This is a genomic window from Arenimonas soli (assembly GCF_014643775.1).
Classification (GTDB): Bacteria; Pseudomonadota; Gammaproteobacteria; order Xanthomonadales; family Xanthomonadaceae; genus Arenimonas; species Arenimonas soli.
The window spans coordinates 228,835-251,287 of record NZ_BMKC01000001.1; the positions used below are offsets into that span (position 1 = coordinate 228,835).

21 protein-coding genes, 1 tRNA gene and 1 riboswitch are annotated in these 22,453 nt (G+C 65.4%); of the genes, 9 read left to right on the forward strand and 13 right to left on the reverse strand.

Going from position 1 to position 22,453, the window contains the following annotated elements; genetic code table 11:
* Positions 1–45 precede the first annotated feature (45 nt).
* Both IEX13_RS01035 and IEX13_RS01040 read right to left on the reverse strand, forming a co-directional pair.
* Positions 46–735 (reverse strand): fumarylacetoacetate hydrolase family protein, encoded by a 690-nt coding sequence (locus tag IEX13_RS01035; protein WP_188662932.1) that lies wholly within the window; start codon positions 733–735, stop codon positions 46–48.
* Between the two features lie 17 nt (positions 736–752).
* Complete coding sequence (locus IEX13_RS01040; protein ID WP_188660164.1) at positions 753–1,019, reverse strand: hypothetical protein; 267 nt, start codon at positions 1,017–1,019, stop codon at positions 753–755.
* A 32-nt stretch (positions 1,020–1,051) separates the two neighbouring features.
* Between IEX13_RS01040 and IEX13_RS01045 the strand changes: the two genes are divergently transcribed.
* Entirely contained in the window at positions 1,052–1,393 is a 342-nt protein-coding gene (locus IEX13_RS01045; RefSeq protein ID WP_188660167.1) for a Rieske (2Fe-2S) protein, read from the forward strand.
* Here the strand turns inward: IEX13_RS01045 and IEX13_RS01050 are convergent.
* The 4 genes from IEX13_RS01050 to thiS form a co-directional block, all read right to left on the reverse strand.
* The gene (locus tag IEX13_RS01050; RefSeq protein ID WP_188660170.1) at positions 1,390–3,228 is read right to left on the reverse strand and encodes an SLC13 family permease; all 1,839 of its coding nucleotides are present in this window, start codon (positions 3,226–3,228) and stop codon (positions 1,390–1,392) included. The genes IEX13_RS01045 and IEX13_RS01050 overlap by 4 nt on opposite strands.
* Positions 3,229–3,243: 15 nt before the next feature.
* Positions 3,244–3,957, reverse strand: coding sequence for a tRNA (guanosine(46)-N7)-methyltransferase TrmB (gene trmB / locus IEX13_RS01055; RefSeq protein ID WP_188660173.1), 714 nt, complete (start codon positions 3,955–3,957; stop codon positions 3,244–3,246).
* 13 nt (positions 3,958–3,970) lie between these two features.
* Positions 3,971–4,774: a thiazole synthase gene (locus IEX13_RS01060; RefSeq protein ID WP_188660176.1), complete on the reverse strand. Its 804-nt coding sequence runs from the start codon at positions 4,772–4,774 to the stop codon at positions 3,971–3,973.
* A gap of 66 nt (positions 4,775–4,840) precedes the next feature.
* Positions 4,841–5,041 (reverse strand): sulfur carrier protein ThiS, encoded by a 201-nt coding sequence (gene thiS / locus IEX13_RS01065; protein WP_188660178.1) that lies wholly within the window; start codon positions 5,039–5,041, stop codon positions 4,841–4,843.
* Between the two features lie 66 nt (positions 5,042–5,107).
* Between thiS and IEX13_RS01070 the strand changes: the two genes are divergently transcribed.
* From IEX13_RS01070 to IEX13_RS01095, 6 genes are all read left to right on the forward strand, one after another.
* Positions 5,108–5,181: transfer RNA gene (locus tag IEX13_RS01070), tRNA-Gly, on the forward strand.
* Complete coding sequence (locus tag IEX13_RS01075; RefSeq protein WP_308423878.1) at positions 5,154–5,675, forward strand: ATP-dependent zinc protease family protein; 522 nt, start codon at positions 5,154–5,156, stop codon at positions 5,673–5,675. Before IEX13_RS01070 ends, IEX13_RS01075 begins: the two co-directional genes overlap by 28 nt.
* Positions 5,672–6,595: a 30S ribosomal protein S6--L-glutamate ligase gene (gene rimK / locus IEX13_RS01080; RefSeq protein ID WP_188660180.1), complete on the forward strand. Its 924-nt coding sequence runs from the start codon at positions 5,672–5,674 to the stop codon at positions 6,593–6,595. Before IEX13_RS01075 ends, rimK begins: the two co-directional genes overlap by 4 nt.
* 261 nt (positions 6,596–6,856) lie before the next feature.
* The gene (locus IEX13_RS01085) at positions 6,857–7,324 is read left to right on the forward strand and encodes a hypothetical protein (protein WP_188660182.1); all 468 of its coding nucleotides are present in this window, start codon (positions 6,857–6,859) and stop codon (positions 7,322–7,324) included.
* Positions 7,325–7,327: 3 nt separating this feature from the next.
* A complete protein-coding gene (locus IEX13_RS01090) occupies positions 7,328–8,008 on the forward strand; it encodes a response regulator transcription factor (protein WP_188660184.1) in 681 nt (226 codons plus the stop codon).
* 3 nt (positions 8,009–8,011) lie between these two features.
* On the forward strand, positions 8,012–9,292 hold the full coding sequence (locus IEX13_RS01095) for a sensor histidine kinase (RefSeq protein WP_188660185.1): 1,281 nt from the start codon (positions 8,012–8,014) through the stop codon (positions 9,290–9,292).
* Between the two features lie 34 nt (positions 9,293–9,326).
* Here the strand turns inward: IEX13_RS01095 and IEX13_RS01100 are convergent, their stop codons facing one another.
* The 3 genes from IEX13_RS01100 to metF form a co-directional block, all read right to left on the reverse strand.
* On the reverse strand, positions 9,327–10,238 hold the full coding sequence (locus tag IEX13_RS01100; protein ID WP_188660187.1) for a branched-chain amino acid transaminase: 912 nt from the start codon (positions 10,236–10,238) through the stop codon (positions 9,327–9,329).
* Positions 10,239–10,300: 62 nt separating this feature from the next.
* Complete coding sequence (locus tag IEX13_RS01105; RefSeq protein WP_188660189.1) at positions 10,301–11,020, reverse strand: DUF4124 domain-containing protein; 720 nt, start codon at positions 11,018–11,020, stop codon at positions 10,301–10,303.
* A gap of 21 nt (positions 11,021–11,041) precedes the next feature.
* The gene (gene metF / locus IEX13_RS01110; RefSeq protein ID WP_188660191.1) at positions 11,042–11,866 is read right to left on the reverse strand and encodes a methylenetetrahydrofolate reductase [NAD(P)H]; all 825 of its coding nucleotides are present in this window, start codon (positions 11,864–11,866) and stop codon (positions 11,042–11,044) included.
* A gap of 96 nt (positions 11,867–11,962) precedes the next feature.
* Here metF and IEX13_RS01115 point away from each other — a divergent pair, with 96 nt between their 5' ends.
* Complete coding sequence (locus IEX13_RS01115; RefSeq protein WP_188662934.1) at positions 11,963–12,517, forward strand: DUF3228 family protein; 555 nt, start codon at positions 11,963–11,965, stop codon at positions 12,515–12,517.
* 72 nt (positions 12,518–12,589) lie between these two features.
* Here IEX13_RS01115 and ahcY read toward each other — a convergent pair whose 3' ends face one another.
* The 4 genes from ahcY to IEX13_RS01135 form a co-directional block, all read right to left on the reverse strand.
* A complete protein-coding gene (ahcY, locus tag IEX13_RS01120; protein WP_188660195.1) occupies positions 12,590–14,026 on the reverse strand; it encodes an adenosylhomocysteinase in 1,437 nt (478 codons plus the stop codon).
* Between the two features lie 55 nt (positions 14,027–14,081).
* Positions 14,082–14,170, reverse strand: a riboswitch (S-adenosyl-L-homocysteine riboswitch).
* A gap of 190 nt (positions 14,171–14,360) precedes the next feature.
* Positions 14,361–16,274, reverse strand: coding sequence for a class I SAM-dependent DNA methyltransferase (locus IEX13_RS01125; protein ID WP_188660198.1), 1,914 nt, complete (start codon positions 16,272–16,274; stop codon positions 14,361–14,363).
* A 2-nt stretch (positions 16,275–16,276) separates the two neighbouring features.
* The gene (locus IEX13_RS01130; protein WP_188660202.1) at positions 16,277–17,458 is read right to left on the reverse strand and encodes a restriction endonuclease subunit S; all 1,182 of its coding nucleotides are present in this window, start codon (positions 17,456–17,458) and stop codon (positions 16,277–16,279) included.
* Positions 17,455–19,668, reverse strand: coding sequence for a DEAD/DEAH box helicase family protein (locus IEX13_RS01135; protein ID WP_229668410.1), 2,214 nt, complete (start codon positions 19,666–19,668; stop codon positions 17,455–17,457). The genes IEX13_RS01130 and IEX13_RS01135 overlap by 4 nt, the downstream gene beginning before the upstream one ends.
* A 568-nt stretch (positions 19,669–20,236) precedes the next feature.
* Here IEX13_RS01135 and IEX13_RS01140 point away from each other — a divergent pair.
* The gene (locus tag IEX13_RS01140) at positions 20,237–22,453 is read left to right on the forward strand and encodes an McrB family protein (RefSeq protein ID WP_188660209.1); all 2,217 of its coding nucleotides are present in this window, start codon (positions 20,237–20,239) and stop codon (positions 22,451–22,453) included.

Here is a 22,453-nt window from a genome sequence, read left to right on the forward strand (position 1 = left end):
CCGGTCGGTTTCTGGTCCGAACGTGAATCTACACCGGACGGCGGATCAGGTGATACGACCTTCCAGCGCCACCAGGCCTTCGATGCCGGCGTGGAACGTATCGCCATGCTGCAGCGCCGCGACACCCGCGGGCGTGCCCATGAAGACCAGGTCGCCGGCCTTGAGGGCGTACAGCTTCGAGAGTTCGTTGATCACTTCGGCGACGCTGAAGACCATGCTGGCCAGCGTGGCCTGCTGGCGGCGCTGGCCGTTGACGTCCAGCCACAGCAGGCGCTGGTCGAGGTCGCCGGCTTCGGCGGCCGGCACCAGTTCGCTGGCCGGTGCGGAGTGGTCGAAACCCTTCGCGGTGTCCCAGGGCAGGCCCTTGGCCTTGGCGCGGGCCTGCAGGTCGCGGCGGGTCAGGTCGAGGCCGACGCCGTAGCCGAACACCAGGGCCATCGCGCCATCGACCGCCACCACGCCTTTCGCGTCCTGGCCCAGCGCCACCACCAGCTCCACTTCGTGGTGCAGGTCCTGGGTACCGCTGGGGTAGGGCACGTCGCCACCGCCGGCGACGATGGCATCGGCGGGCTTGTGGAAAAACACCGGATTGCCGCGATCGACGCTGGCGCCCATCTCCGCGGCGTGGTCGGCGAAGTTGCGGCCGACGCAGTAGATGCGGCGCACGGGAAAGGCACCGCCGCCGCGCACTGGCAGCAGGGTCGGGGCGGGCAGGGGAATGACGGTTTCGGGCAGGGCCACGCGTTGCGGGATCAGCGCAGGTGTAGCGGCGAATGCGGGTCGCGCACGCGGGTGAACTCGCCTTCGATCACGTCGGCCGGCGGCGCCGCCGGACGGCGGGTGGCGCGGAACAGGCGGCGGGCGCCGGCGAACAGCAGCATGCCCAGGCCGATCACCAGGCCAAATCCGACCAGCACCAGCAGCAGCGCCAGGCCCAACAGGCCGACCAGCACCTTGAGCAGCGGGTTGCGCGGCTTCGAGGGGCAGTAGCTGAACATGCGATGGAAGAAGAAGGTCATGCGTCGCCGTGGCAAACTCGGGGACGGGAAGTATGGCGAGGCGCCGCGTGGAAAGTGTAAGTGGTTCGTTAATCCGGCTGGCCGACTGGCCCCCCGAAGGCCTGTCCGAAACCGAGGCCGACGTGGACGGGGCGCGGCTGTCGCTGGTGCTGCTGCGCCAGGGCGGGACCCTTAAGGCCTGGCTGAACGTCTGCCCGCACGCCGGCCGCCGGCTGGACTGGGCGCCGGGCAAGTTCCTGGTCGACAAGGGGCGGCTGGTCTGCGCCGCGCATGGCGCCAGCTTCGAACTCGAACGCGGTGAATGCGTGGCGGGCCCGTGCAAGGGCGCGTCGCTGGTGCCGATGCGCGTGGCCGTGGCCGGCGCCGCCGGCTAGAACATAAGGTTCACGACCAGCAGCACGATCGCCAGGTAGACCAGGGTGAGCGGGGCGCCGGTGCGCCACAGGTCCTTGGCGCGGTAGCCGGCCGGTCCGGACACCATGGCCAGCACCGGGTTGGAAACGCTGAGGAAATTGTTCGACGCCGACAGTGCCACGACCAGCGCGAAGGCCATCGGGTTGCCGCCCGCCGCCAGCGCCACGTTGATCGCCATCGGCACCACCACGACGGTGGCGCCGACGTTGCCGATCACCAGGGCGAAGGCCGTGGCCAGCAGGCCGAAGGCGGCCTCGAGCACCCAATGCGGTACGTCGCTGCCGATGCGCTCGAGCACCTGCTGGGCGATCCAGCCGGCGGCGCCGGTGGAGTCCATGGCCCAGCCCAGCGGGATCAGGCAGGCCATCAGGAAGACCGTCTTCCAGTTCACCGCGGCGTAGGCCTCGTCCATGTTCAGCACGCCGACCAGCATCATCGCGGCGGCGCCGGCCATCAGCGCGATCGGCACCGGCACCAGGGTGGACAGCGCCAGCGCCATCGCGCCGACGAACACCGCCAGCGCCCACCACAGTTTCTGCGGCCGCTGTTCGCCCTTGGGATAGTCGGTGACGACGACGAAGTCGCGGCTTTCGCTGGCCTGGGCCAGGTCGGTCCAGATGCTGTGGAAGACCAGCATGTCGCCGGCCTTGAACGACATCTTGCGGATGTCCTCGCGCCAGACCTGGCCGTCGCGGTTGATCGCCAGCAGGCTGATGCCGAAGCGCTTGCGCAGCTGCAGCTGCGACTGCGACTTGCCCAGGAAGCTCGAGGTCGGCGGGATCACCGCTTCGGAAATGCCCGACCGGCTGGGGTTGAACAGGTCGGCGAAATGCCGGAGCCGCGCCGACATGCGCAGCAGGTTCTTCTGCGCGTAGTCCTGGATGGCCTCGCGCGGGCCCATCACGCCCAGCACGCTGCCGACCCAGATCATCTGGTCGGCCGGCGGCGCCAGCCGGGCTTCGTTGCCGCTGAGCAGGGCCAGCAGCAGCGGCGCGTCGCGCTGGGCTTCGGCCTCGCCCACGCTCATGCCCACCAGCGGGCTTTCGGCGGTGACGGTGAGTTCGTAGACGTCGCCTTCGATGCCGTAGGCGCGGGCGAAATAACTCTGGGTGCGGCTGGGCGCCACGCCTTTGTCTTCGGCCTTGGCGAACCAGCGCTGGCCCAGCCAGCGCCAGTAGCCCAGCCCGACCAGCAGCAGCGCCAGGCCGACCGGCAGCGGCGCGAACATCTCCAGCGGTTCAAGCGTCGCCACGCCCGAAGGCAGGTTGCGGTTGGCGGCCACCAGCAGGTCGTTGAGCAGCATCAGCGGCGAGTTGCCGATCATGGTGAGGCCGCCGCCCATGACGATGGCGGCCGCCACCGGCAGCAGCAGGCGCGAAAGGCTCAGGCCGGTGCGGCCCGACAGGCGCGACACCACCGGCAGGAACAGCGCCATCACCGACGGGTTTTGCATGAAGCCCGACATCAGGCCGGCCAGGGCGGAAGTAAGCAGGATCAGCCGCTCCTCCATGCCCTTGGACACGCGCAGCAGCCACACAGCCACGCGGTTGAGCGCACCGGTGCGGTCCAGGCCCGCGCCCAGGATCATGGTGGCGATGACGGCGATGACGGCGTTGCCCGAAAAGCCGTCGAAGAGCTGGTTGGCCGGCACCAGGCCGGTGAGCCCCAGCAGCACCAGCACGACCAGCGCGGTGGCGTCGGCGCGGATGCGCTCGATCATGAACATCACGATGGTGAAGCCGACCAGCCCCAGCACGAGCATCATGTCGCGGGTCAGGGTGAGGCTGGTGTCCATGCGTGGGCGGCGTCCTCAGGTACGGTCGTAGAGCAGGTCCCAGACGCCGTGGCCCAGCTTCAGGCCGCGGGTCTCGAAGTGCGTCTGCCGCCGCCAGTCGGGGCGGGGCGAGGTGCCGCGCGGCCCGGCGCGGTTGCGAAGGCGTGGTTCGGCGTCGAGCACGTCCCACATGTGTTCGGCGTAGTTTTCCCAGTCGGTGGCCAGGTGCAGCAGGCCGCCGGGTTTGAGGCGCTGGCAGACCAGGTCCACGAACGCCGGCTGCACCAGCCGCCGCTTGTGGTGGCGCTTCTTGTGCCAGGGGTCGGGAAAGTAGATGCGCACCTCGTCGAGTGATCCGGGCGCCACGTCGTCGCGCAGGACTTCGACGGCGTCATGCTGGTAGATACGCAGGTTGTTCAGGCCGGCGGCCGCGGCGGCGTTGAGCAGGCGGCCGACGCCGGGCCCGTGCACCTCGATGCCGATGAAGTCCCGGCTGGTCTCGCGTTCGCAGGAGAACAGCAGCTGCTCGCCGTTGCCGAAGCCGATCTCGAGCACGCGCTCCGCCTGGCGGCCGAATACCTGGTCGAAGTCGCGGGGCGTGCCGGCGTGTTCCAGGCCGTAGGCCGGCCAGTGCAGTTCGAAGGCGCGCTTCTGGGCCTCGGTCTGGCGGCCCTGGCGCAGCACGAAGCTGCGGATCGGGCGGTGCCGCTCGGGCTGATCCGGTGCGCCTTCGTCGTTCGTGCCGGTCATGCCCAGGCCCACCTCAGAGGAAGTGCCCGTCCAGGGGCGAGGAGGCGCTGGCGTTGCGCTTTTTCGGGATGCGGCCGGCCAGGAAGGCCTCGCGCCCGGCCTCGACCGCCTTGCGCATCGCGCTGGCCATCAGCACCGGGTCCTTCGCGCCGGCGATGGCGGTGTTCATCAGTACGCCGTCGCAGCCCAGTTCCATGGCGATGGCGGCGTCCGAGGCGGTGCCGACGCCGGCGTCCACCAGCACGGGCACCTTGGCGTTTTCGACGATCTCCAGGATCGACCAGCGGTTCTGCACGCCCAGGCCCGACCCGATGGGCGCGGCCAGCGGCATCACCGCCACGCAGCCGATTTCTTCCAGGCGCTTGGCCAGGATCGGGTCGTCGGAGGTGTAGACCATGACGTCGAAGCCGTCGGCCACCAGGGTTTCCGCGGCGGCCAGGGTCTGCACGACGTCCGGGTAGAGGGTTTTCGGGTCGCCCAGGACCTCGAGCTTGACCAGGGTGTGGCCGTCGAGCAGCTCGCGCGCCAGCCGGCAGGTGCGCACGGCGTCGTCGGCGGTGTAGCAGCCGGCGGTGTTGGGCAGGATCGTGTAGCGGTCGGGCGGCAGCACGTCGAGCAGGTTGGGTTCGCCCGGGTTCTGGCCGATGTTGCTGCGGCGGATCGCGACGGTGACGATCTGCGCGCCGGCGGCTTCGGTGGCCAGGCGGGTCTGTTCGAGGTCGGCGAACTTGCCGGTGCCGGTCAGCAGGCGGGAATGGTAGGTCTTGCCGGCGATCACCAGCGGATCGGCGGGCCGGGAGTCTGGGGAGCGGGTCATGCCCCTGATTATGGCCGCTTTTGCCGGTCGGGTTAACCCTTTTTTAAGAACATATTCAGGGAAATCTCACCCGCCGCCGATGGCGTGGATGATCTCGACCCGGTCGCCTTCGGCCAGTGCGTGCTGCGTGTGCCGGCTGCGGGGCACGACTTCCTGGTTGACCTCGACGGCCACCTTGCGTCCGGCCAGGCCGGTTTGCTCCAGCAGGCCGGCGACGGTGGGCGTGCCGGTGACTTCGGTGGGCTGGCCGTTGAGTTGGATGTGCATGCCGCGATTCTATCGCCGCGCGCGCATTGCGGGGGCACCGGGCCACCGTCATAATCGCGGCCGAACGCGGGTGTAGTTCAATGGTAGAACTGCAGCTTCCCAAGCTGCTAACGTGGGTTCGATTCCCATCACCCGCTCCAATCCCGACGACGGCCACGCGCCGTCGTTTTGCCCCCCGGAGGACGCCGTGCCGAAACCGCTGCCGCTGGGCTGGCGTGAATGGCTGGCGCTTCCCGACCTGGGCATCACCGCCGTGCGTGCCAAGGTGGACACGGGCGCACGCAGCTCGTCGCTGCACGTCGATTCCCAGGAAACCTTCCAACGCGACGGCATCGAGTGGGTGCGCTTCGAACTCGACACCGGCCGTTACCACGCGCCGCACGCCTATGGCGAAGCGCCGGTGCTGGAACGGCGCAAGGTCACCGACTCGGGCGGCCACCGCACCGAACGCATCTTCATCTGCACCCGCCTGCGCCTGGCGGGCCTGGAATGGCTGGCCGAGGTGAACCTGGCCCAGCGCCGCAACATGCTCTTCCCGATGCTGCTGGGCCGCACCGCGCTGGCCGGCCGTTTCGTGGTGGATCCCGCCGCCTCCTTCCTGCAGGGCGAACAGCCCCCGGTGCCGCCCCAGTGAAACTCGCCATCCTTTCGCGCAATGCCAAGCTCTACTCGACCCAGCGCCTGGTCGAAGCCGCCCGCGAGCGCGGCCACGTGGTGCGCACGCTCGATCCGCTGCGCTGCTACATGTCCATCGCCCCCGGGCGCTTCCAGATGCGCTACAAGGGCAAGGAACTGGCCGGCATCGACGCGGTGGTGCCGCGCATCGGCGCCTCGGTGAGCTTCTACGGCACCGCGGTGCTGCGGCAGTTCGAACTGATGGGCGCCTACAGCCCGAACCCGTCCGACGCCATCCTGCGCGCCCGCGACAAGCTGCGCTGCCACCAGATGCTGGCGGGCGAGGGCCTCGGCCTGCCGCTGACCGTGTTCGGCGACAACCCCGACGACACCACCGACCTGCTGGGCATGCTGGGCAAGCCGCCGCACGTGATCAAGCTCAACGAGGGCACCCAGGGCAATGGCGTGATCCTGGCCGAAACCGCCAGCGCCTCGCGCGGCGTCATCGAGGCCTTCCGGGGCCTGTACGCCAATTTCCTGGTGCAGGAATTCGTGGCCGAGGCCAAGGGCGCCGACCTGCGCTGTTTCGTGGTGGGCGACCGGGTGGTAGCGGCGATGCGCCGCCAGGCCGGGGAGGGCGAATTCCGGTCCAACCTGCACCGGGGCGGCAGTGCCAGCCCGGTGGAGCTGACCGAGCCGGAAATCGACACCGCCCTGCGGGCCGCCCGGGTGATGGGTCTCGGCGTTGCAGGCGTGGACCTTCTGAGGTCGAATTCTGGCCCATTGGTGCTGGAAGTGAACTCATCCCCGGGCCTGGAGGGCATAGAAGGGGCCTCCGGCGTCGACGTGGCCGGCGCGATCATCGACTACACGGCGGCCGGGGTCCGGCCCCCGGTCCGGGCACCCCGCCGGCGGGCCCGCGGATTAACCAAAGGCTGAAGCCGATTTAACGCGGTCTTAATACCTTCGCGCCTAGGCTTGCTCGGCCGGTAAACCAGTGGTCCTCCTCGTCAGAGTGGTTTCCATGGATTACGGCAATCGGGGCAGTAAGCAACCTTTCGGCCCGGGCCAGTCGCGAAGGCGCCTCCCGGGCCTTTCTTTGCCCGTCCGTCGGGACCTCCGGCCTGTTTACATGGCCTTGACGTGTGGTAAGAATCAAAGGCTCATTCGCAAAGCACCGAAGCCAGAGGAACCGTCCCCATGAAAAAGACCCTGATTGCCCTGCTGCTGGCCGTGACGCCGGCGTTCGTCTTCGCCGCCCAGGAGTCCCATCTGGCCCTCGCCGAGGGTGACTTCGCCGAGCAGCGCGCCGAAATCGAAGAAGACCTGGCCGACGGCAAGACCTATGCCGAAATCAACAGCCGCGACCGCGCCGAAGTGCGCGAAGCGCTGGACCGCATTTCCCGTGAACTCCAGGGCGTGGATTCGGTGGCCGAACTGGCCGAGCCGGCCAAGGTCACCGTGTTCAACGAACAGGAACGCATCAACACCATCCTGACCCAGGCCAAGGCCGACAGCCAGATGGTCTGCGACCACAGCCGCCCGACCGGCAGCCACCGCAAGGTCACCAAGTGCCGGACCGTGGCCGAGCGCCGCCGCCGCATGGAGGCCGACCAGGACCACCTGCAGCGCAGGATCCAGAACGGCATCGGCCCGGCGAACAACTGACCGATGCGCATCCTGGTCGTAGAAGACAACCGCGACATCGCCGCCAACCTCGGGGATTACCTCGAGGACCGCGGCCACACGGTCGATTACGCCGCCGACGGCGTCACCGGCCTGCACCTCGCGGTCGTCAACGACTTCGATGCCATCGTGCTCGACCTCAACCTGCCGGGCATGGACGGCCTGGAGGTCTGCCGCAAGCTGCGGCAGGAAGGCCGCAAGCAGACCCCGGTGCTGATGCTCACGGCCCGGGATTCGCTGGACAACAAGCTGGAAGGGTTTGATTCCGGGGCCGACGATTACCTGGTCAAACCCTTCGCGCTGCAGGAAGTCGAAGCCCGCCTGGCCGTCCTGGCCAGGCGTGGCAAGGCCGCGCAGCCGCGCGTGCTCAACGTCGCCGACCTTGAATACAACCTCGACACGCTCGAGGTTCGCCGCGGCGGCAAGCTGCTGCAGCTCAACCCGACCGCGCTCAAGATCCTGCAGTCGCTGATGGAGTCCTCGCCCTCGGTGGTGACCCGCCAGGAGCTGGAAACCCGCGTCTGGGGCGAAGAGCTTCCCGATTCCGATTCCCTGCGCGTGCACATCCACGGCCTGCGGGCCGCCGTGGACAAGCCCTTCGACAAGGCGCTGATCCAGACCCGCCACGGCATCGGTTACCGCATCGCCGATCCCGACGCGGGCTAGGCCATGCGCTACCGGCGGAGACTCCGCAGCCGGATCATCCTGTCCTTCTTCCTGCTCGGCTTCGGGCTGACGGGGCTGTTCGCCGTGGCCACGGTGCTGCTGCGCGAACAGCTGGAGGATCAGCTGATCGGCGAGGCGCTGCTGGAGAACGTTTCGGACTTCGCAAGCAGCTTCTACGAAAACCCCGAAGGCGGGGAGCTGATCGTTTTCGAGAAGATCAAGGGAAACATGTTCAGCGAACGGCGCTTCGGCAACGTGCCTTTCGAGTGGCGTGACCTGCCCGACGGCGTGCACGAACTGACCGAAACCGACGAGCGCGGCCGGACGCGAACCTACAAGCTGGCCGTCAAGAAGGACGCGGACTATTGGTTCTTCCTCAGCTACGACATCGCCCAGGAAAGGGCTAGCCAGCAGCAGCTGACCTACGCGCTGATCGGCGTAGTGGCGCTGTTCTCGGTGCTTTCTCTTTTTATCGGCATCTGGTCGTCGAAGCGGGTGATCAGCCCTGTGACGGAACTTGCCAGAAGGCTTGAGGGCCTCGCCGGCCGCGAGCGACCCGAAAAACTCGCGCCGCACTTCGCCGAGGACGAAGTCGGCCAGCTGGCGGCGGCGCTGGACGACTATGCCGAACGCATGACCACCCTGGTGAAGCGCGACCGCGAATTCAATTCCGACGTCAGCCACGAGCTGCGCACGCCGCTGGCGGTGATAAGCGGCGCCACCGAACTGCTGCTGGCCAACCCGGACCTGCCGGAAAAAACCCGCCAGCGCCTGCTGCGCATCGACCGCGCCGCGCTGCAGTGCACCGACCTGACCACGGCGCTGCTGATGCTTTCACGCAACGAGCGCGGCACCGGCCACACGCCGCTGCTGAAGCTTTGCCAGCAGCTGGCCGACGCCGCGCGCACCCAGCTGGGCGGCAAACAGCTTGAAGTGCTGTGCGAGGGCGATGAAAACGCCCTGGTCGAGGCGCCCGAGGCGGTGCTGTCGGTGGCCATCGGCAACCTGCTGGGCAACGCCTGCAAATACACCGCCGAAGGCGAAGTGCGCCTGGTGGTCGAGGCCAACCAGGTGCGCATCGAGGACACCGGCCCGGGCCTGAGCGAAGAAGACGCCGCGCGCCTGTTCGAACGCGGCTACCGCGGCTCGGGCGCCGGCGGCACCGTCGGCGGCGGCATCGGCCTTTCGATCGTGCGCCGCCTGTGCGAACTCTACGGCTGGGAAGTCAGCATCGCCCCCCGCCCCGAACACGGTGCGGTGGCGATCCTTCGCTTCGGGCCGTAGCAGGTCTTTGCCGCGTAGATCCGCGGCCAATAAATCAAACCCTCTCGAGCCAGCCGTGTTTGTCCGGCGTGGCGCCGTCGAAGAGGCCGAAGAACAGGTCCTGGATGCGGCGGGTGACCGGGCCGGGTTTGCCGGTGCCGACCGGGCGGCCGTCGACGCTGCGGATGGGCGTGATTTCCGCCGCCGTGCCGCACATGAAAAGCTCGTCGCACAGGTACAGGTATTCGCGCGGCATGTCGCGCTCGACCACTTCGAGCCCCGCCTCGCGCGCCAGCACCATGATCGAATCGCGGGTGATGCCGTTGAGCAGCGCCGCGCTGACCGGCGTGGTGTGCAGTGCGCCCTTGAAGACCAGGAACAGGTTCTCGCCGGCGCCTTCGCTGAGCAGGCCGGTCGAGGCCAGGGCGATGCCTTCGCCGAAGCCCAGCCGCCGCGCCTCGCGCGCCACCAGCTGGCCGGAAAGGTAATTGCCGCCGGCCTTGGCGCCGGCCGGGATGGTATTGGGCGCGAAGCGCTGCCAGCTCGACACGCAGGCGTCGATGCCGGCTTCCAGCACATCCGGGCCCAGGTAGGGGCCCATGTGCCAGGCGGCGATGGCCACGTCCACCGGCGTTTCCGCGGACAGGCCGAAACCGCCCAGGCCGCGGTAGGCGATCGGCCGCAGGTAGGCCCGTTCCAGGCCATTGGCGCGGATGACGTCGCGGCAGCCCTTGGCCAGGGCCTGGACGTCGTAGGGCACCGGCATGTCGTAGATCTTCGCCGAGGCGTGCAGGCGCTGCAGGTGGTCGGTCAGCCGGAAGATCGACTGGCCCTGGGGCGTGGCGTAACTGCGGATGCCTTCGAACACCGAACTGCCGTAGTGCAGGCCGTGGGCCATCACGTGCACCGTGGCCTCGGCCCAGGGCTTGACCTGGCCGTTGTGCCAGATGTGTTCGGGGTAGTTCATGCGCGTCGGGCTCCGTGGCGAAGCCGGCATTCTAGCCTCGGCGCGGCGAAGGCGGCGTGTGCCTAGAGTTCGATCCACCAGCAGCCGGCGTTGCGGCGCAGCAGGAAGTCGGTGCGTGCCGAACCCGCGTCCGTGGCGCTGCTGGCCTGCTCGATGCGCAGCGCCCGGGGCCGGGTCTGGCGGGAGGGTGCGGGGGTGCTGCCGTCTTCGCTGCCGTCCGCGCGGCCCATCGGGTAGTCGGTTTGCTGCGGTGCGGTGGCGGGGTCCCGGGGCGGTGCGGGCGCAAAGTCGCCCGACGCGCTGTAGTCGGTGGCTTCGGGCAGGGTCGGTAACGGCTCCGGATAGACGAAGTCGATCGCCACCAGCGGTCGCCGGGCGATGGCCTCGAGTTCGTCCATCAGGTAGCGGCCGCCGCGGGCGCTGGTGCCGGTCCAGTGGTAGTGCGTGGCCAGGCGGTTCACGTCGCCCGACTCCAGCGCGCCGCGCACGCCCAGAAGCAGGGAATCGATGCTGCGGGCACAGCCGGCGCCGACGGTGCCGGTGCCGGTGGTGAACCCGTGGGCGCCGGCCGCCGCCGGCCGGACCGGTGCCGGCGACGCCGCACCGTCCAGGGCCCGGAACGGCCCCTGGCGCGCCACCGCGCCTTCGGATTGGCAGGGCTGGTCGCTGTAGACATTGCGGCCATCGGCGCCGACGCAGCGGTTCACCGCCTGGGCGTGCACGCCGGCCGGCAGGGCCAGCAGGGTGGCGGCAAGCAGCAGGGGTGCGGCAGGGTGGAACATGCCGCGCAGCCTAGCGCCTTGTCAGCCCAATCGGGACAAAACGGCTTCGGTCGGCCGGGCAAGGTTCAGCGTGTAGAAGTGCAGCTCGGGCGCTCCGCCTTCGAGCAATCGGCGGCACATCGCCGCCACCGCGTCGGCGGCGAATTCCCGGATGCTGTCGGCGTCGTCGCCATAGGCCTGCATGCGCTTGGCCATCCAGCGCGGTATTTCGGCGCCGCAGGCTTCGGAAAAGCGCCGCAGCTGGCTGTAGTTCGAGATCGGCATGATGCCCGGGATGATCGGGATGGTGATGCCGGCCGCGCGCATGTCGTCCACGAAGCGGAAGTAGGCGTCGGCGTTGAAGAAGTACTGGGTGATCGCCGAATCGGCGCCGGCGGCCACCTTGGCCTGGAAATTGCGCAGGTCGGCCAGGGCGTCTTCGGCCTGCGGGTGGGTTTCCGGGTAGCAGCCCACTTCGATGCGGAAGTGGTCGCCGTGGGTTTCCCGGATGAAGGCCACCAGGTCGGCGGCGTAGCGGAAATCGCCGGCCCGGGCCATGCCCGAGGGCAGGTCGCCGCGCAGGGCGACGATGCGGGTGCAGCCCATGGCCTTGTAGGTGTCGAGCAGTTCGCCCAGCTCTTCGCGGGTGCCGCCCATGCAGCTCAGGTGCGGCACGGCATCCTGGCCGTGGTCGGCGCGCAGGTGGCGCACGGTTTCCGGCGTGTAGCTGAGCGTCGAGCCGCCGGCGCCGAAGGTGACCGAGACGAACTCCGGTCCCCGGGGCTTGAGCTTGCGCACCGTGCGGTCGAGCTGGGCACGCTGCTCGTCGTTCTTGGGCGGGTAGAACTCGAGGCTGAATGAAGTCATGCGAAAGGGATCGGGCGGGGCCTGGGCCGACTATATCCTTTCATCCGGATGAAAGGAAACATGAACCGACCCCCGGTTTTCCCCGACAATCCCCCCATGACCATCGCCATGACCGACTTCGCCCGCCGCCGCCTGTTCCCCGGCGACGGCCGCCGCACCGCCATCCAGGACACCAGCGCCGAAGCCTTCGTTGAACGCCTGAACAGCGAGGCCCCGGAGGCCGTGCTGCCCGGCTATGCGCCCTTCTGCCGGCTGCACGTGCATCGCAACTGGACCGCGACGCGGTGTTCGGCCATCCCCATCACGCCGGAAAACCGCCAGCTGCTGTGCAGCGCCTACGAGGCCCGCACGCCGGCCGAGCTACCGGTGCTGGTGCGCTGGTTCGAAGGCCTGGAGCCGCCGGTGGCCAAATATCTGGTGCCTATCCTCTACGACCGAGAACAACTGGCGAAGGAGGGCACCACCATCGACGCCGACTGGGGCATCGTCGGCTGCCTGTACACGATGGAGCCCGCCGAAATCCCGATGGTGCCCATCACCATGCTGCGCAACGCGCTGGGCGTGGAGGAGGGCGGCAGCGGGGTGCCGATTGATCGCGAGGCCTACCAGCGCGCCGTCGCCTTCTGGAACAGCCACGCCAACTGGCGCTGACCCAAAAAGAAACGGGCGCCTCGCGGCGCCCGTTTCGATTCCGACCGTGGGAGGGACTTCAGTCCCGATTCCTCAGTAGCGGTAATGCTCCGGCTTGTACGGACCTTCCTTGGCCACGCCGAGGTAATCGGCCTGTTCCTTGGTCAGGGTGGTCAGCTTCACGCCGATCTTCTCCAGGTGCAGGCGGGCCACTTCCTCGTCCAGCTTCTTGGGCAGGATGTAGACCTTGGGCTCGTAGCTTTCCTTGTTCGCCCACAGCTCGATCTGCGCCAGGGTCTGGTTGGCGAAGGAGTTGGACATGACGAAGCTGGGATGGCCGGTGGCGCAGCCCAGGTTCACCAGGCGGCCTTCGGCCAGCAGGAAGATCGAGTTGCCGTTGTCGAAGGTGAATTTGTCGACCTGCGGCTTGATGTTGGTCTTCTTGGCGCCCGAGTTGTAAAGGGCATCGACCTGGATTTCGTTGTCGAAGTGGCCGATGTTGCAGACGATGGCCTGGTCCTTCATGCCCTTCATGTGCTCGAGCGTCAGCACGTCCTTGTTGCCGGTGGTGGTGACGTAGATGTCGCCGCGGCCCAGGGTCGATTCAACGGTGTTGACCTCGAAGCCTTCCATCGAGGCCTGCAGGGCGCAGATCGGGTCGATTTCGGTGACCACGACGCGGGCGCCGTAGGCGCGCAGCGAGGCAGCGGAACCCTTGCCGACGTCGCCGTAACCGCAGACCACGGCCACCTTGCCGGCCAGCATCACGTCCATCGCGCGCTTGAGGCCGTCGGCCAGCGACTCGCGGCAGCCGTAGAGGTTGTCGAACTTGGACTTGGTGACCGAGTCGTTGACGTTGATCGCCGGCACCAGCAACTTGCCCTGTTCGGCCAGCTGGTAGAGGCGGTGCACGCCGGTGGTGGTCTCTTCCGAAACACCCTTCCAGTCCTTCGCGACCGTGGTCCAGAAACCCGGGCGCTCGCGGGCGACGCGCTTGAGCAGGTTCTTGATCACCTGTTCTTCGTGGCTGGCGCCGGGGCTGTTGACCCAGCTGTCGTCACCCTTTTCGAGCTCGTAGCCCTTGTGGATGAGCAGGGTGACGTCGCCGCCGTCGTCCACGACCATCTGCGGGCCGAGGAAACCGCCCTTGCCGTCCGGGAAGGACAGGGCGTCGAGGGTGCAGTCCCAATACTCTTCCAGGGTCTCGCCCTTCCAGGCGAAGACCGGCGTGCCGGTCTTGGCGATGGCCGCCGCGGCGTGGTCCTGGGTGGAGAAGATGTTGCAGGACGCCCAGCGCACGTCGGCGCCGATGTCCTTGAGGGTTTCGATCAGGACGGCCGTCTGGATGGTCATGTGCAGCGAGCCGGTGACCCGCACGCCCTTGAGCGGGGCGTCCTTGGCGTACTTGCGGCGGATGGACATCAGGCCCGGCATCTCGTGCTCGGCGATGTCGATTTCCTTGCGGCCCCAATCGGCCAGGGACAGGTCGGCGACCTTGAAGTCGTGCTTGAGGGGAGTAACAGCGTTCATAGGTAAAGCTCCGTTGGTGGGCGACGCCGGCCGGGCAGGGGCCTCGGGGGTCGCTCGTTAACGGGCGCGGTTGAACTTGGAACCTTCGCCGAGCCTGATCCCTTGCCCCCTTGCGGGGCCGGGCTTGCAGCGCCCCTCGGCGGGGTGGGCCCCGGGGGGCCGGCGGGCATTATATCGCTTGTTCGCGATGGGGGGATGAATGGCCTCCCACGGCAGGTTCGGCCTTCTGGCGGGCTATTTAGTGCCGAAGCCGCGGAGGGCCGGAGGCCGTTCGGTGCGATGAGCTGATTTGCAGGAAGAATCAACAACTAGTGGTAAGGAACGCTGCGTCCAACTATGCCGAATTCATCAGCGTGTTCAGCCTAGCCAACGCGTCGGCCACAATACGACCATGGTTCCCAATATGGTTGATGATCTGTTGCGGCGTGCGAGTATCTACTTGCACAGCGGCGGTTGGATTGACAGCCTTCAGATCGAACACAGCAGCATCAATGTCGGAAGCGCGGGCCTCCAAATCCCGGGCGGTCCGGTCCTGTTCCTGTATCCGCGTGGTTAGGACATGTTGTTTGTCCTCAGAGTGCTTATCCTTCCTCAGACGCTTGAGCTGATCCTTAAGGTCAACCACCGTGGCTTTGAGCCGCGCTGCCTCATCGAGCAATGGCTGCATCTCAGTCCGGGCCTTGGCCCGGCGGGCGGCGATGTCCACTGTCCAGGAATAACGACTTTCACCCTCGGGATTCCCTCGGTGCTGGAGCATGCGGGCGTAACTGGGGAAGGGTTTGCCGGCGTTTGCCTCGTCGGTCCGCCAATCGGCGGTGAGAATAGCGGGCAGCGCGTCGTCGGCCAATACCGTACCATCCGATGCGAACCCGAAGTGTGCCAGCGTGAGCGGCGTCTTTTTGCCGACTTTCACATGCGACAGGTCGTAGTACCAGATCTTCTCGGTCTTTTTGCCCTTGGTGAAGAACAGCAGGTTGGTCTTCACGCCAGCGCCAGCGGTCGAGAACACGCCGCCGGGCAGGCTCACGATGGCCCACAGATCGCACTCGTCCACCAGTTTGCGCTTGGTCTCGACAAAGGCGCCCTCGTTGGTGCGAAACAGCAGGCCTTCGTCCAGCACGATGGCGCAGGTACCCTTTGGCGCTAACTCGGCGAGGATGTCCTGCACGAACAGCACCTGGGTGGCGCTGGTTTCGTACGGAAAATTCTTCTGTGCGTCCTTGCCTTCCTTGCCGCCAAAGGGCGGGTTGGTCAGGATCACGTCGAACTGCTTGGGGGCGTTGTCGAACAGCGCGGCGTAGATAGCGCGGCGGGTCAGTGAGTTGCCGTGCCACAGGTTTGGCTGGTCGATGCCGTGCAGCACCAGATTGGCCAGCGCGATGGGGAACACCAGGTTCTCCTTCTCGCGACCGAAGAAGGTGTCGTGCTTGAGGGTGTCGATGTCAGTGCTGGTAGCGCTTGCGCCCATATGGCGGGCGATGTGCTCATAGGCGATGGCGAGAAAACCGCCGGTGCCGCAGCAGGGGTCGTACACCGTCTGGCCTAGTTGCGGATCCACCGTGTGCACCATGGCGCGGATAACCTCGCGCGGGGTGAAGAACTGGCCGCCGTCGGAGTTCTTCTCGCCCATCTTCAGTAGCAGGTCCTCATAAACCTGCGACAGGGTGAAGAAGTGGGTGTCGTCGACATGGTCGATGTTGATCTGGTGCACCTTGTCGAGGATGTCGCGCAGGTTGGCCTCGCTGTCCACGCGCAGCTTTTCCACCGCCGTCATCGTGCGGCCGATGATGCGCTGCTTGCGGCTGGCCGCCGGGTTGGGCAGGCCGGTGCGGGTGTCGATGTCCAGGCTGTGCAGGTGCGGCAGCAGTTCCTTGTTGATGAAGTCGAACAGCTTGCCGTCGCCGGCGGCGAACAGCTCCTGGCGTTTCCAGCCGAAGGGCTTGCCTTCGGCAGTTTTGGGATGATCGGACTTGTCCGAGTACGGCGCGGCCCAGTCCTGCCAGCGGTAGGGGCTTTGCAGCGCGGGCGAGAAGCTGGCGCCCAGTGCCTCGGCCTCTTCCCGCTCCTTGGTCTCCTGGGCATCGAGGATGCGCAGGAAAAGAATCCAGGTCAGCTCCGGCACGTACTGCAAGGCGCTGGCGCAGTTGGAGCGGCGCATCACATCGCAGATGCTCTTGACGAAGCTGGACAGAGACTGGGTGGAGGTGATGCCCTTGGGTTGTTTGGTGGTGGCTTTCTTCCTGGCCATGTTTATTCCTCAAAGGCCTGTGCGAGCACGCGGCGGGGGAGTCGGTCGATGTCCTCCAGTGAGGTCTTGCTGGCACGCTCGATGGCATCGATTTCGGTCATCGCGGCCTGGATGCGGGCCACGAGGTGTTGTTGTTCAGTCTTGTCTGGTGCAGGTACTTCCAGTGCCTTCAGCAGCGCGCCATTCAGGGCGGCCTGACTTCCACCCCGCTCCGCCGAAAGATCGCGCAGATCCTGATAGGACGCCTGCATCCACAGGCAGAGGAAGTCCGGGTCCCAGGTATCGTTCGGCATTACGGCGAAACAGTTCTGATTCGTTGTGGCAGGGATTTCCAGAATGGCCGATTGCCCGCGCGTTTTGCCCTGTCCGATCATTGCAATCAGGATGCTCTTGGGCGGCAGCAAGGTCAGCGAGCATTCCGCCAGCGCCTTGCAGGAGATGGCTTCTTCGGTGGTCGTGATCGGCGCGAAGGCGACTTCCCCGGTTTTCACCCACGCGATCTCCGCCGGCTGCCAGTATTGCTTGTTGCCGCGCGAGGGCGTGGAGCCGCTGGTGGTGGGGGCATGGTCGCCGAGCTTCTTTTTCGGCGCGGCATCCAGTTCGGCGAAGAAGGTCTTGAGCAGACGCGCGCGCAGCAGGCGGACGTCACGCAACTGCGCTTGCGCCGCCTGGCGGGCGGTCTCCACTTCGGCCAGTTGGGGCTTCAGGCGGGCGGCGATTTGGCGTTGCTCTTCGATGGATTCCGGATATCTGATCTCGAACGCTTCCAACGCGGACTTGGAAACCTCCACAAACGTCGCACCGCTTCCAAGCGCTTGAATGTCAGCCATCCGATGTTTCAGGGTGAAGTAAAGAAACTCTCCGTCTAACGCGGTTGAACAAACGAAGCTCTTACAGCCTTGATTGGTGTGCAGATCGCATCCAGCAATCGCAAGGTGCCCGATGGGTGCCCTGGACGACATCAACACCGACCCTTTCGGGACCAAAGCGGGATTGCAGCTTGCACGACCAAGCTCGCTAATCTGTCTCGCCGATGTACTGATGACAGTTGCGCCCAGTTTCCCAAGATCCGTTGGCGTGACCCAAACAAGATCACCATGCCAATAGGCAGGGTTAGCAGAATCGGGTGTAGTTCCACTCAAAATGGTCGTGATTGCGCCCAGTGGCGCAGTAAGCCAGCTCATACCCCAAACAACCTCGCTTTGGCGTCATGCATTACCTGCGCCGGAACACCGACGCCACGCAACGCATTCAGCCCGCCGGCCCGCTTGATCTCCGGCACCTCCCACAGGTTCTGACTTTCCAGCGCATCGGTGCCGCCTTGGGCGAACTGGTGGCCGAGGCCCCTGAGCACGATGGCTGCCCTATTGTCCATGGCGCTGAACCAGCCCTGGTTGTGACTGATGTACAGCTCGCCGCGCTCGGGACGCTTTAGCGCCAGGGCGTGGTAGCCGTGGTGGCCGAAGAAGTCGTAGAGGTCAAAGTCGTTCATCTGGTCGATCTCGCGGATCACTTCCGGGCTGAAGTTGTCGCCCAGCAGGTGGTCGATCAACTGGCGGCGCTTGGGAGCCTCGATCCACAGGGCGCGGAACTCATCGAGGTTGTGGGCCTCGCTCAGCACGCGGTGGATCACTTCGCGGCGGTATTCGTCCACCGGAATCGGGGTGTCGCGGCCGTCGCGCTGAACGAGGATGAAGCGGCCTTGGGGATTCACGACCACATACTGCCCGCCGATCTCCGCCACGGCCGGACCCTCATCTTCTCCGCCACCCCCCGGCCCTTCACCGCCGCCGCCCTTGCCGCCGCCGCCGGGGCGCGGCGGCTTGGTGATGAAGTCGGTGCCGAACAGGCTGGTGACGTCGGTGTAGTCGTAGAGCCAGAACTTGTACTTCTGGGTTTCTTCGTGGATGCGGGTGCCGCGCCCGACCATCTGGTAGAACTTGATGGGCGATTGCAGGTAGCGGAAGAACACCACGGCGTTCAGGCGCTCGATGTCTACTCCGGCTTCCAGCAGGTCCACGGTGCAGGCGATGAAGGCGCGCTCGCCGGAGCCACGCATGGGCTCGATCATTTCGGAACCGTTGTTGGCGCCGCCCATGCACTTGAAGGCGTAGTGATCTTTGGGCGTCTGGCCGTTCTCCCGGCACCAGCGCACATACTGATTGTTCATGTGCTGTGCCACACGGTCGGCGTGAATTTCGCGGGTGCAGAAGATGATGACCTTCTGCTCCGGTCCGCCGTTCTCGCACAGTAGCTTAAACAGATCGGCGCACATCTTGGGCGTGCGCAGTTCGATAAACAGTTCGTCGTCGAAGTCCTTGCCAGTGTATTGGTTCTTTGTCAGGTCTTCGGCCGTCAGCGGCAGGCCGGTCTTGATGTCCTTGACGCCGGCCCGAAGGATCTCCTCCTTGGTGAAGGTTGTGTTGTCGATGCTAGCCTTACGTTTGACGATCTCGCAGGCGGCGAGGTAGCCGTCCTCCTGCGCATCGATCAGGGTGTATTCGTAGACCGGCTCGCCAAAGTACTTGCGGTTGTTGGCGGTTATCTCTTGATCTTCGGCGCTGGCGTTCTTGGACTCTTCCAGCTTGCGCGGGGTGGCGGTCAGGCCGATGTGGATGGCGTTGGGGTTGCGCCGCAGTACTTCCGACCAGCGGCCCCAGGCGGAGCGATGACACTCGTCGATGATGATGACGCTGAAGGCGTCGTCACCGTATTGCTCGGTCAGAAAGCTGGCGAAGCCCTCCTCGTCATCCAGTCCCAAGGTCTGGTAGGTGGCGATGTGGATGCGGGCATTCTGCGCGGCGTTGCCACCCTTTTCGGTGCGCACGATGCGGGCGTTGTCACCGAAGGCCGCCTTCAGTTTGGCGTAGGCCTGTTCGCGCAGTTCGTTGCGATCGCACAGGAACAAGGCGGGCTTCGGCAGTTGCCCCGCCTGGCTCATGCGCCACAGCAGATTGGTGGCGATGATGGTCTTGCCGGCGCCGGTAGCCAGGGTGAGCAGCACGCGGGCGGGCTCGCCGTTCTGCTGACACAGGATAATCTTTTCAAAGGCCGCGCGGATGGCGGCGTCCTGATAGTAGCGCGAGAGCGCCCAGGCCGGGCTGTCGGCCTGGAACAGCAGGGCGGCTTCCGGCTGGCTGAGATTGATGCCGGTGTCCTTGGCGTAGCGGGCGGTCAGGTCGGCGTGCGGCGGGAAGTCGGCGAAGGGGAATGGGCCGCCTTGCAGGCTGGTGACACAATCGAATTCGCCATAGCGATGGCCATTGGTGGCGAACACGTACTTCACGTCGAAGCGTTCGCATTGGGCATAGCCTTTGGCCTGCTGCATGCCTTTGAGTGGATCTTCCTTTTCCTTCTTGGCCTCAAGTACAGCCACCGGTAGTGGCTTGGGCATCGACCCCACTAGAACGCAAAGTAGGTAGTCAGTTCGGCCCGGACCTCTACGTCGACGCCCCTTTGGTCCGCTTGGCTCTACCGGTGCGGGGGTCAGGATCGTCTCAAGCGTAACTTGGTCGCGACTGACGTAGCCCTTCTCGCGAAGGATGGGATCAATCAAGTGGTAGCGAGTATCCGCCTCATTCATGCTCATCGGGAAAACCGCCTTACTGCTGAGTGGCCAGCTTGTTTTTGTCAACAGGACTAAAGAAAGACTTGACTGCCCCAGGCTTCCCGCCTAACGACCTGCCAGATGCTGGCAGGCTAGATCCGAATACTACTGTGTGAATGCCCGTAGAGGCACGGTTTGGCCATACAACCTTTGGCAGGGTATCAATACGTGGCCACCCGGAGGTCCATGGACAGGATTGGGGGCAGGACGGGGGGCGGCTTTGGTCTGTGTGGCCGCTTCCTATTATTCTCAAGGGATACTTGGTCCGGAACGAGGGCAAGTGTGATAACAAATGGGCCTCCTGCGGTGCTCTTGCCGCCGCCTAGGCTTCGGCAATTGAATCTAAAGGTGTCCCGTGGCCCGATACTCCCCGCCGCACGATTCTGCTCCCATCATCGCTGCCGCCCAGCAGTGGATAGACAACTGTTTGATTGTTGATGGCAGTGTCTTCTCAAAAGAGGAGGTCTGGACGGTAGCAAACTTCGAAGCGCTGGATCGTTTTGTGGTTCAGCGGCCCGACGCCGGGGATGGAAGCTTCTACGAAAAGCTAGAACTTCAGGTCGCCGACGCGCCGCCCGGCGCCAGGAAGCTGATGGCTGAAATGCTCTGGGCGCTCCTCTTGTTCCCCAGCAACATCACTGAGGAGATGAAGCGCGAGAGCATCGTCAACGTATGGGGTTGGTCTGGCGACTCGCTCGATCCAGGCCATCCGCTACTTGCTGACGACCTGCTGGATGGAATCGGCTCTGCGGGCATGGGCATGAATACCAATCGCTGGCGCGAGGTGAATTACCTGATCGCGCTTGGCAAGACGATCAAGCAGCTGCCCGAGGCGACTCGAAGGACCGTGCTAACGGACTACGATCAATTCATGCATTGGATCGGTACTGTGCCAATGGAAGGCGAGCGTCAATTCCGTCACATGCTCCGGTACTTTCTGTTCCCGGATCGGGTTGAGCGGATGTCCAGCAATGGAGACCGACGCCGAGTCCTTGCTGGGTTCGGCGTCGCCCCGGTCAACGTCACGAGAAGATGGACCGATCGCCAGCTGGACGACGAGCTGTTGAAACTGCGATTGGCGCAAGAAGCGCGCTTCGGTGCAACGGACTTAGACTTTTACCTGCATCCCTTGCGAGACGAATGGCAGAAGCCGAACGAGGGTCCTGCTGATGTGGAGGCAGATGAAGAGGCGCTGGCAGGAGGGGTCAGCGAGCCCGGGGTGTCGGTCTACGCCCTGGCAATGGTCCGCGCCAAGAATCTGATACTTTTCGGTCCTCCCGGTACGGGCAAGACCTACCGGCTGCAGCAAATGTTTCGCGACTACACGGATCAGCCGGCTGATATTGATCGTAGGGCTTGGGAAATGCAGTTGGTTGCGGCCTACGGTTGGCGCGCAGTCATCGCGGTTGCCTTGGCGCAGATCGGGGCGCGCACTAAGGTTGCGGACCTGGAGGGGCACCCGATCATTCGCGCAAAGGCCGCGCAGAGGAATCGGACAGGAACGGTACGTCCGACCATTTGGGGGTACTTGCAGGAACATGCCAGTCGGGAGCCGAATACGGTGAACGTGGCAGTTCACCGCGCCCCCTATACCTTCGAGAAGGATGAGGACTCCTTTTGGTCGGTCGTCAAGGATTGGCGGGATGAGGATGCAGAGGCAGCAGAGCTTCACGATCGCTGGCTCGCTGGTCCTGCCAAGAACGCGGCGCCAGTAAAGCGGTATCGCGTTGTGACCTTCCACCCCTCATATTCCTACGAGGATTTTGTTGTCGGGCTTCGGCCCGTGGCGAACACGGACTCTGGTGCCGCCGTAGGGTTTCGAATGGTGGACGGCATCTTCAAGCAGGCCTGTGCCGAGGCCCGGGCCAATCCGACGCGGCGCCACGCGTTGTTTATTGACGAGATCAATCGCGCTGATATCGCCAAGGTATTTGGCGAGCTGATCACCTTGATCGAGCTCGACAAGCGTGCCCGCTATGACGGGGCGGGCAACCTTGTGGCGGGCATGGAAGTGCAATTGCCAGGTACGGGGTTGGAGGAAGGTGAAGACGAGCGCTTCGGCGTTCCCGACAATCTGGACATCATCGGCACCATGAACACCGCGGATAGGTCAATCGCCCTGCTGGACATCGCGTTGCGCCGTCGCTTCGAATTTCGTGAGATCGGCCCCGAGTACTCCGTGATTGACCGGCATGTCGAGGATGTTGATTTAGCCCGGCTGTTGCGGGCGATCAATGATCGAATCGAGTTCCTGGCGGACCGGGATCGTCTTGTCGGGCATGCCTATCTGACCAGCGTACGGTCGATCGCGGATCTGAGGGCGGTATTCCATGGCCGCATCATTCCGTTGCTGCAGGAATACTTTTTCGACGACTGGAGCCGCGTGGAGATGGTGCTGTCGAATGGTTCAGGGCACTCGCCACTCCTGGCCCGCGAGGTGCTTGAAGCACGCAAGCTCTTCGGGGGTTCCGAGTTTAGCGATCTAGCTCCACAGTTCCGCTATCGCGTGACTGACCCGGCGGGTTGGAGTTCGCTGGACTTCATCAGTCTCTACAAGGCTGTCCAGGCCTGA

Excerpts from the sequence above, each read along its gene's own strand:
- IEX13_RS01045 (WP_188660167.1), top strand. The coding sequence starts at position 1,052 with ATGGCGAGGCGCCGCGTGGAAAGTGTAAGTGGTTCGTTAATCCGGCTG.
- IEX13_RS01040 (WP_188660164.1), bottom strand. The coding sequence starts at position 1,019 with ATGACCTTCTTCTTCCATCGCATGTTCAGCTACTGCCCCTCGAAGCCG.
- IEX13_RS01115 (WP_188662934.1), top strand. The coding sequence starts at position 11,963 with ATGACCATCGCCATGACCGACTTCGCCCGCCGCCGCCTGTTCCCCGGC.
- IEX13_RS01100 (WP_188660187.1), bottom strand. The coding sequence starts at position 10,238 with ATGAACTACCCCGAACACATCTGGCACAACGGCCAGGTCAAGCCCTGG.
- metF (WP_188660191.1), bottom strand. The coding sequence starts at position 11,866 with ATGACTTCATTCAGCCTCGAGTTCTACCCGCCCAAGAACGACGAGCAG.
- thiS (WP_188660178.1), bottom strand. The coding sequence starts at position 5,041 with ATGCACATCCAACTCAACGGCCAGCCCACCGAAGTCACCGGCACGCCC.
- IEX13_RS01125 (WP_188660198.1), bottom strand. The coding sequence starts at position 16,274 with ATGGCCAGGAAGAAAGCCACCACCAAACAACCCAAGGGCATCACCTCC.
- IEX13_RS01130 (WP_188660202.1), bottom strand. The coding sequence starts at position 17,458 with ATGAGCTGGCTTACTGCGCCACTGGGCGCAATCACGACCATTTTGAGT.
- IEX13_RS01085 (WP_188660182.1), top strand. The coding sequence starts at position 6,857 with ATGAAAAAGACCCTGATTGCCCTGCTGCTGGCCGTGACGCCGGCGTTC.
- IEX13_RS01095 (WP_188660185.1), top strand. The coding sequence starts at position 8,012 with ATGCGCTACCGGCGGAGACTCCGCAGCCGGATCATCCTGTCCTTCTTC.
- IEX13_RS01060 (WP_188660176.1), bottom strand. The coding sequence starts at position 4,774 with ATGACCCGCTCCCCAGACTCCCGGCCCGCCGATCCGCTGGTGATCGCC.
- trmB (WP_188660173.1), bottom strand. The coding sequence starts at position 3,957 with ATGACCGGCACGAACGACGAAGGCGCACCGGATCAGCCCGAGCGGCAC.
- IEX13_RS01135 (WP_229668410.1), bottom strand. The coding sequence starts at position 19,668 with ATGCCCAAGCCACTACCGGTGGCTGTACTTGAGGCCAAGAAGGAAAAG.
- IEX13_RS01090 (WP_188660184.1), top strand. The coding sequence starts at position 7,328 with ATGCGCATCCTGGTCGTAGAAGACAACCGCGACATCGCCGCCAACCTC.
- ahcY (WP_188660195.1), bottom strand. The coding sequence starts at position 14,026 with ATGAACGCTGTTACTCCCCTCAAGCACGACTTCAAGGTCGCCGACCTG.
- IEX13_RS01050 (WP_188660170.1), bottom strand. The coding sequence starts at position 3,228 with ATGGACACCAGCCTCACCCTGACCCGCGACATGATGCTCGTGCTGGGG.
- IEX13_RS01105 (WP_188660189.1), bottom strand. The coding sequence starts at position 11,020 with ATGTTCCACCCTGCCGCACCCCTGCTGCTTGCCGCCACCCTGCTGGCC.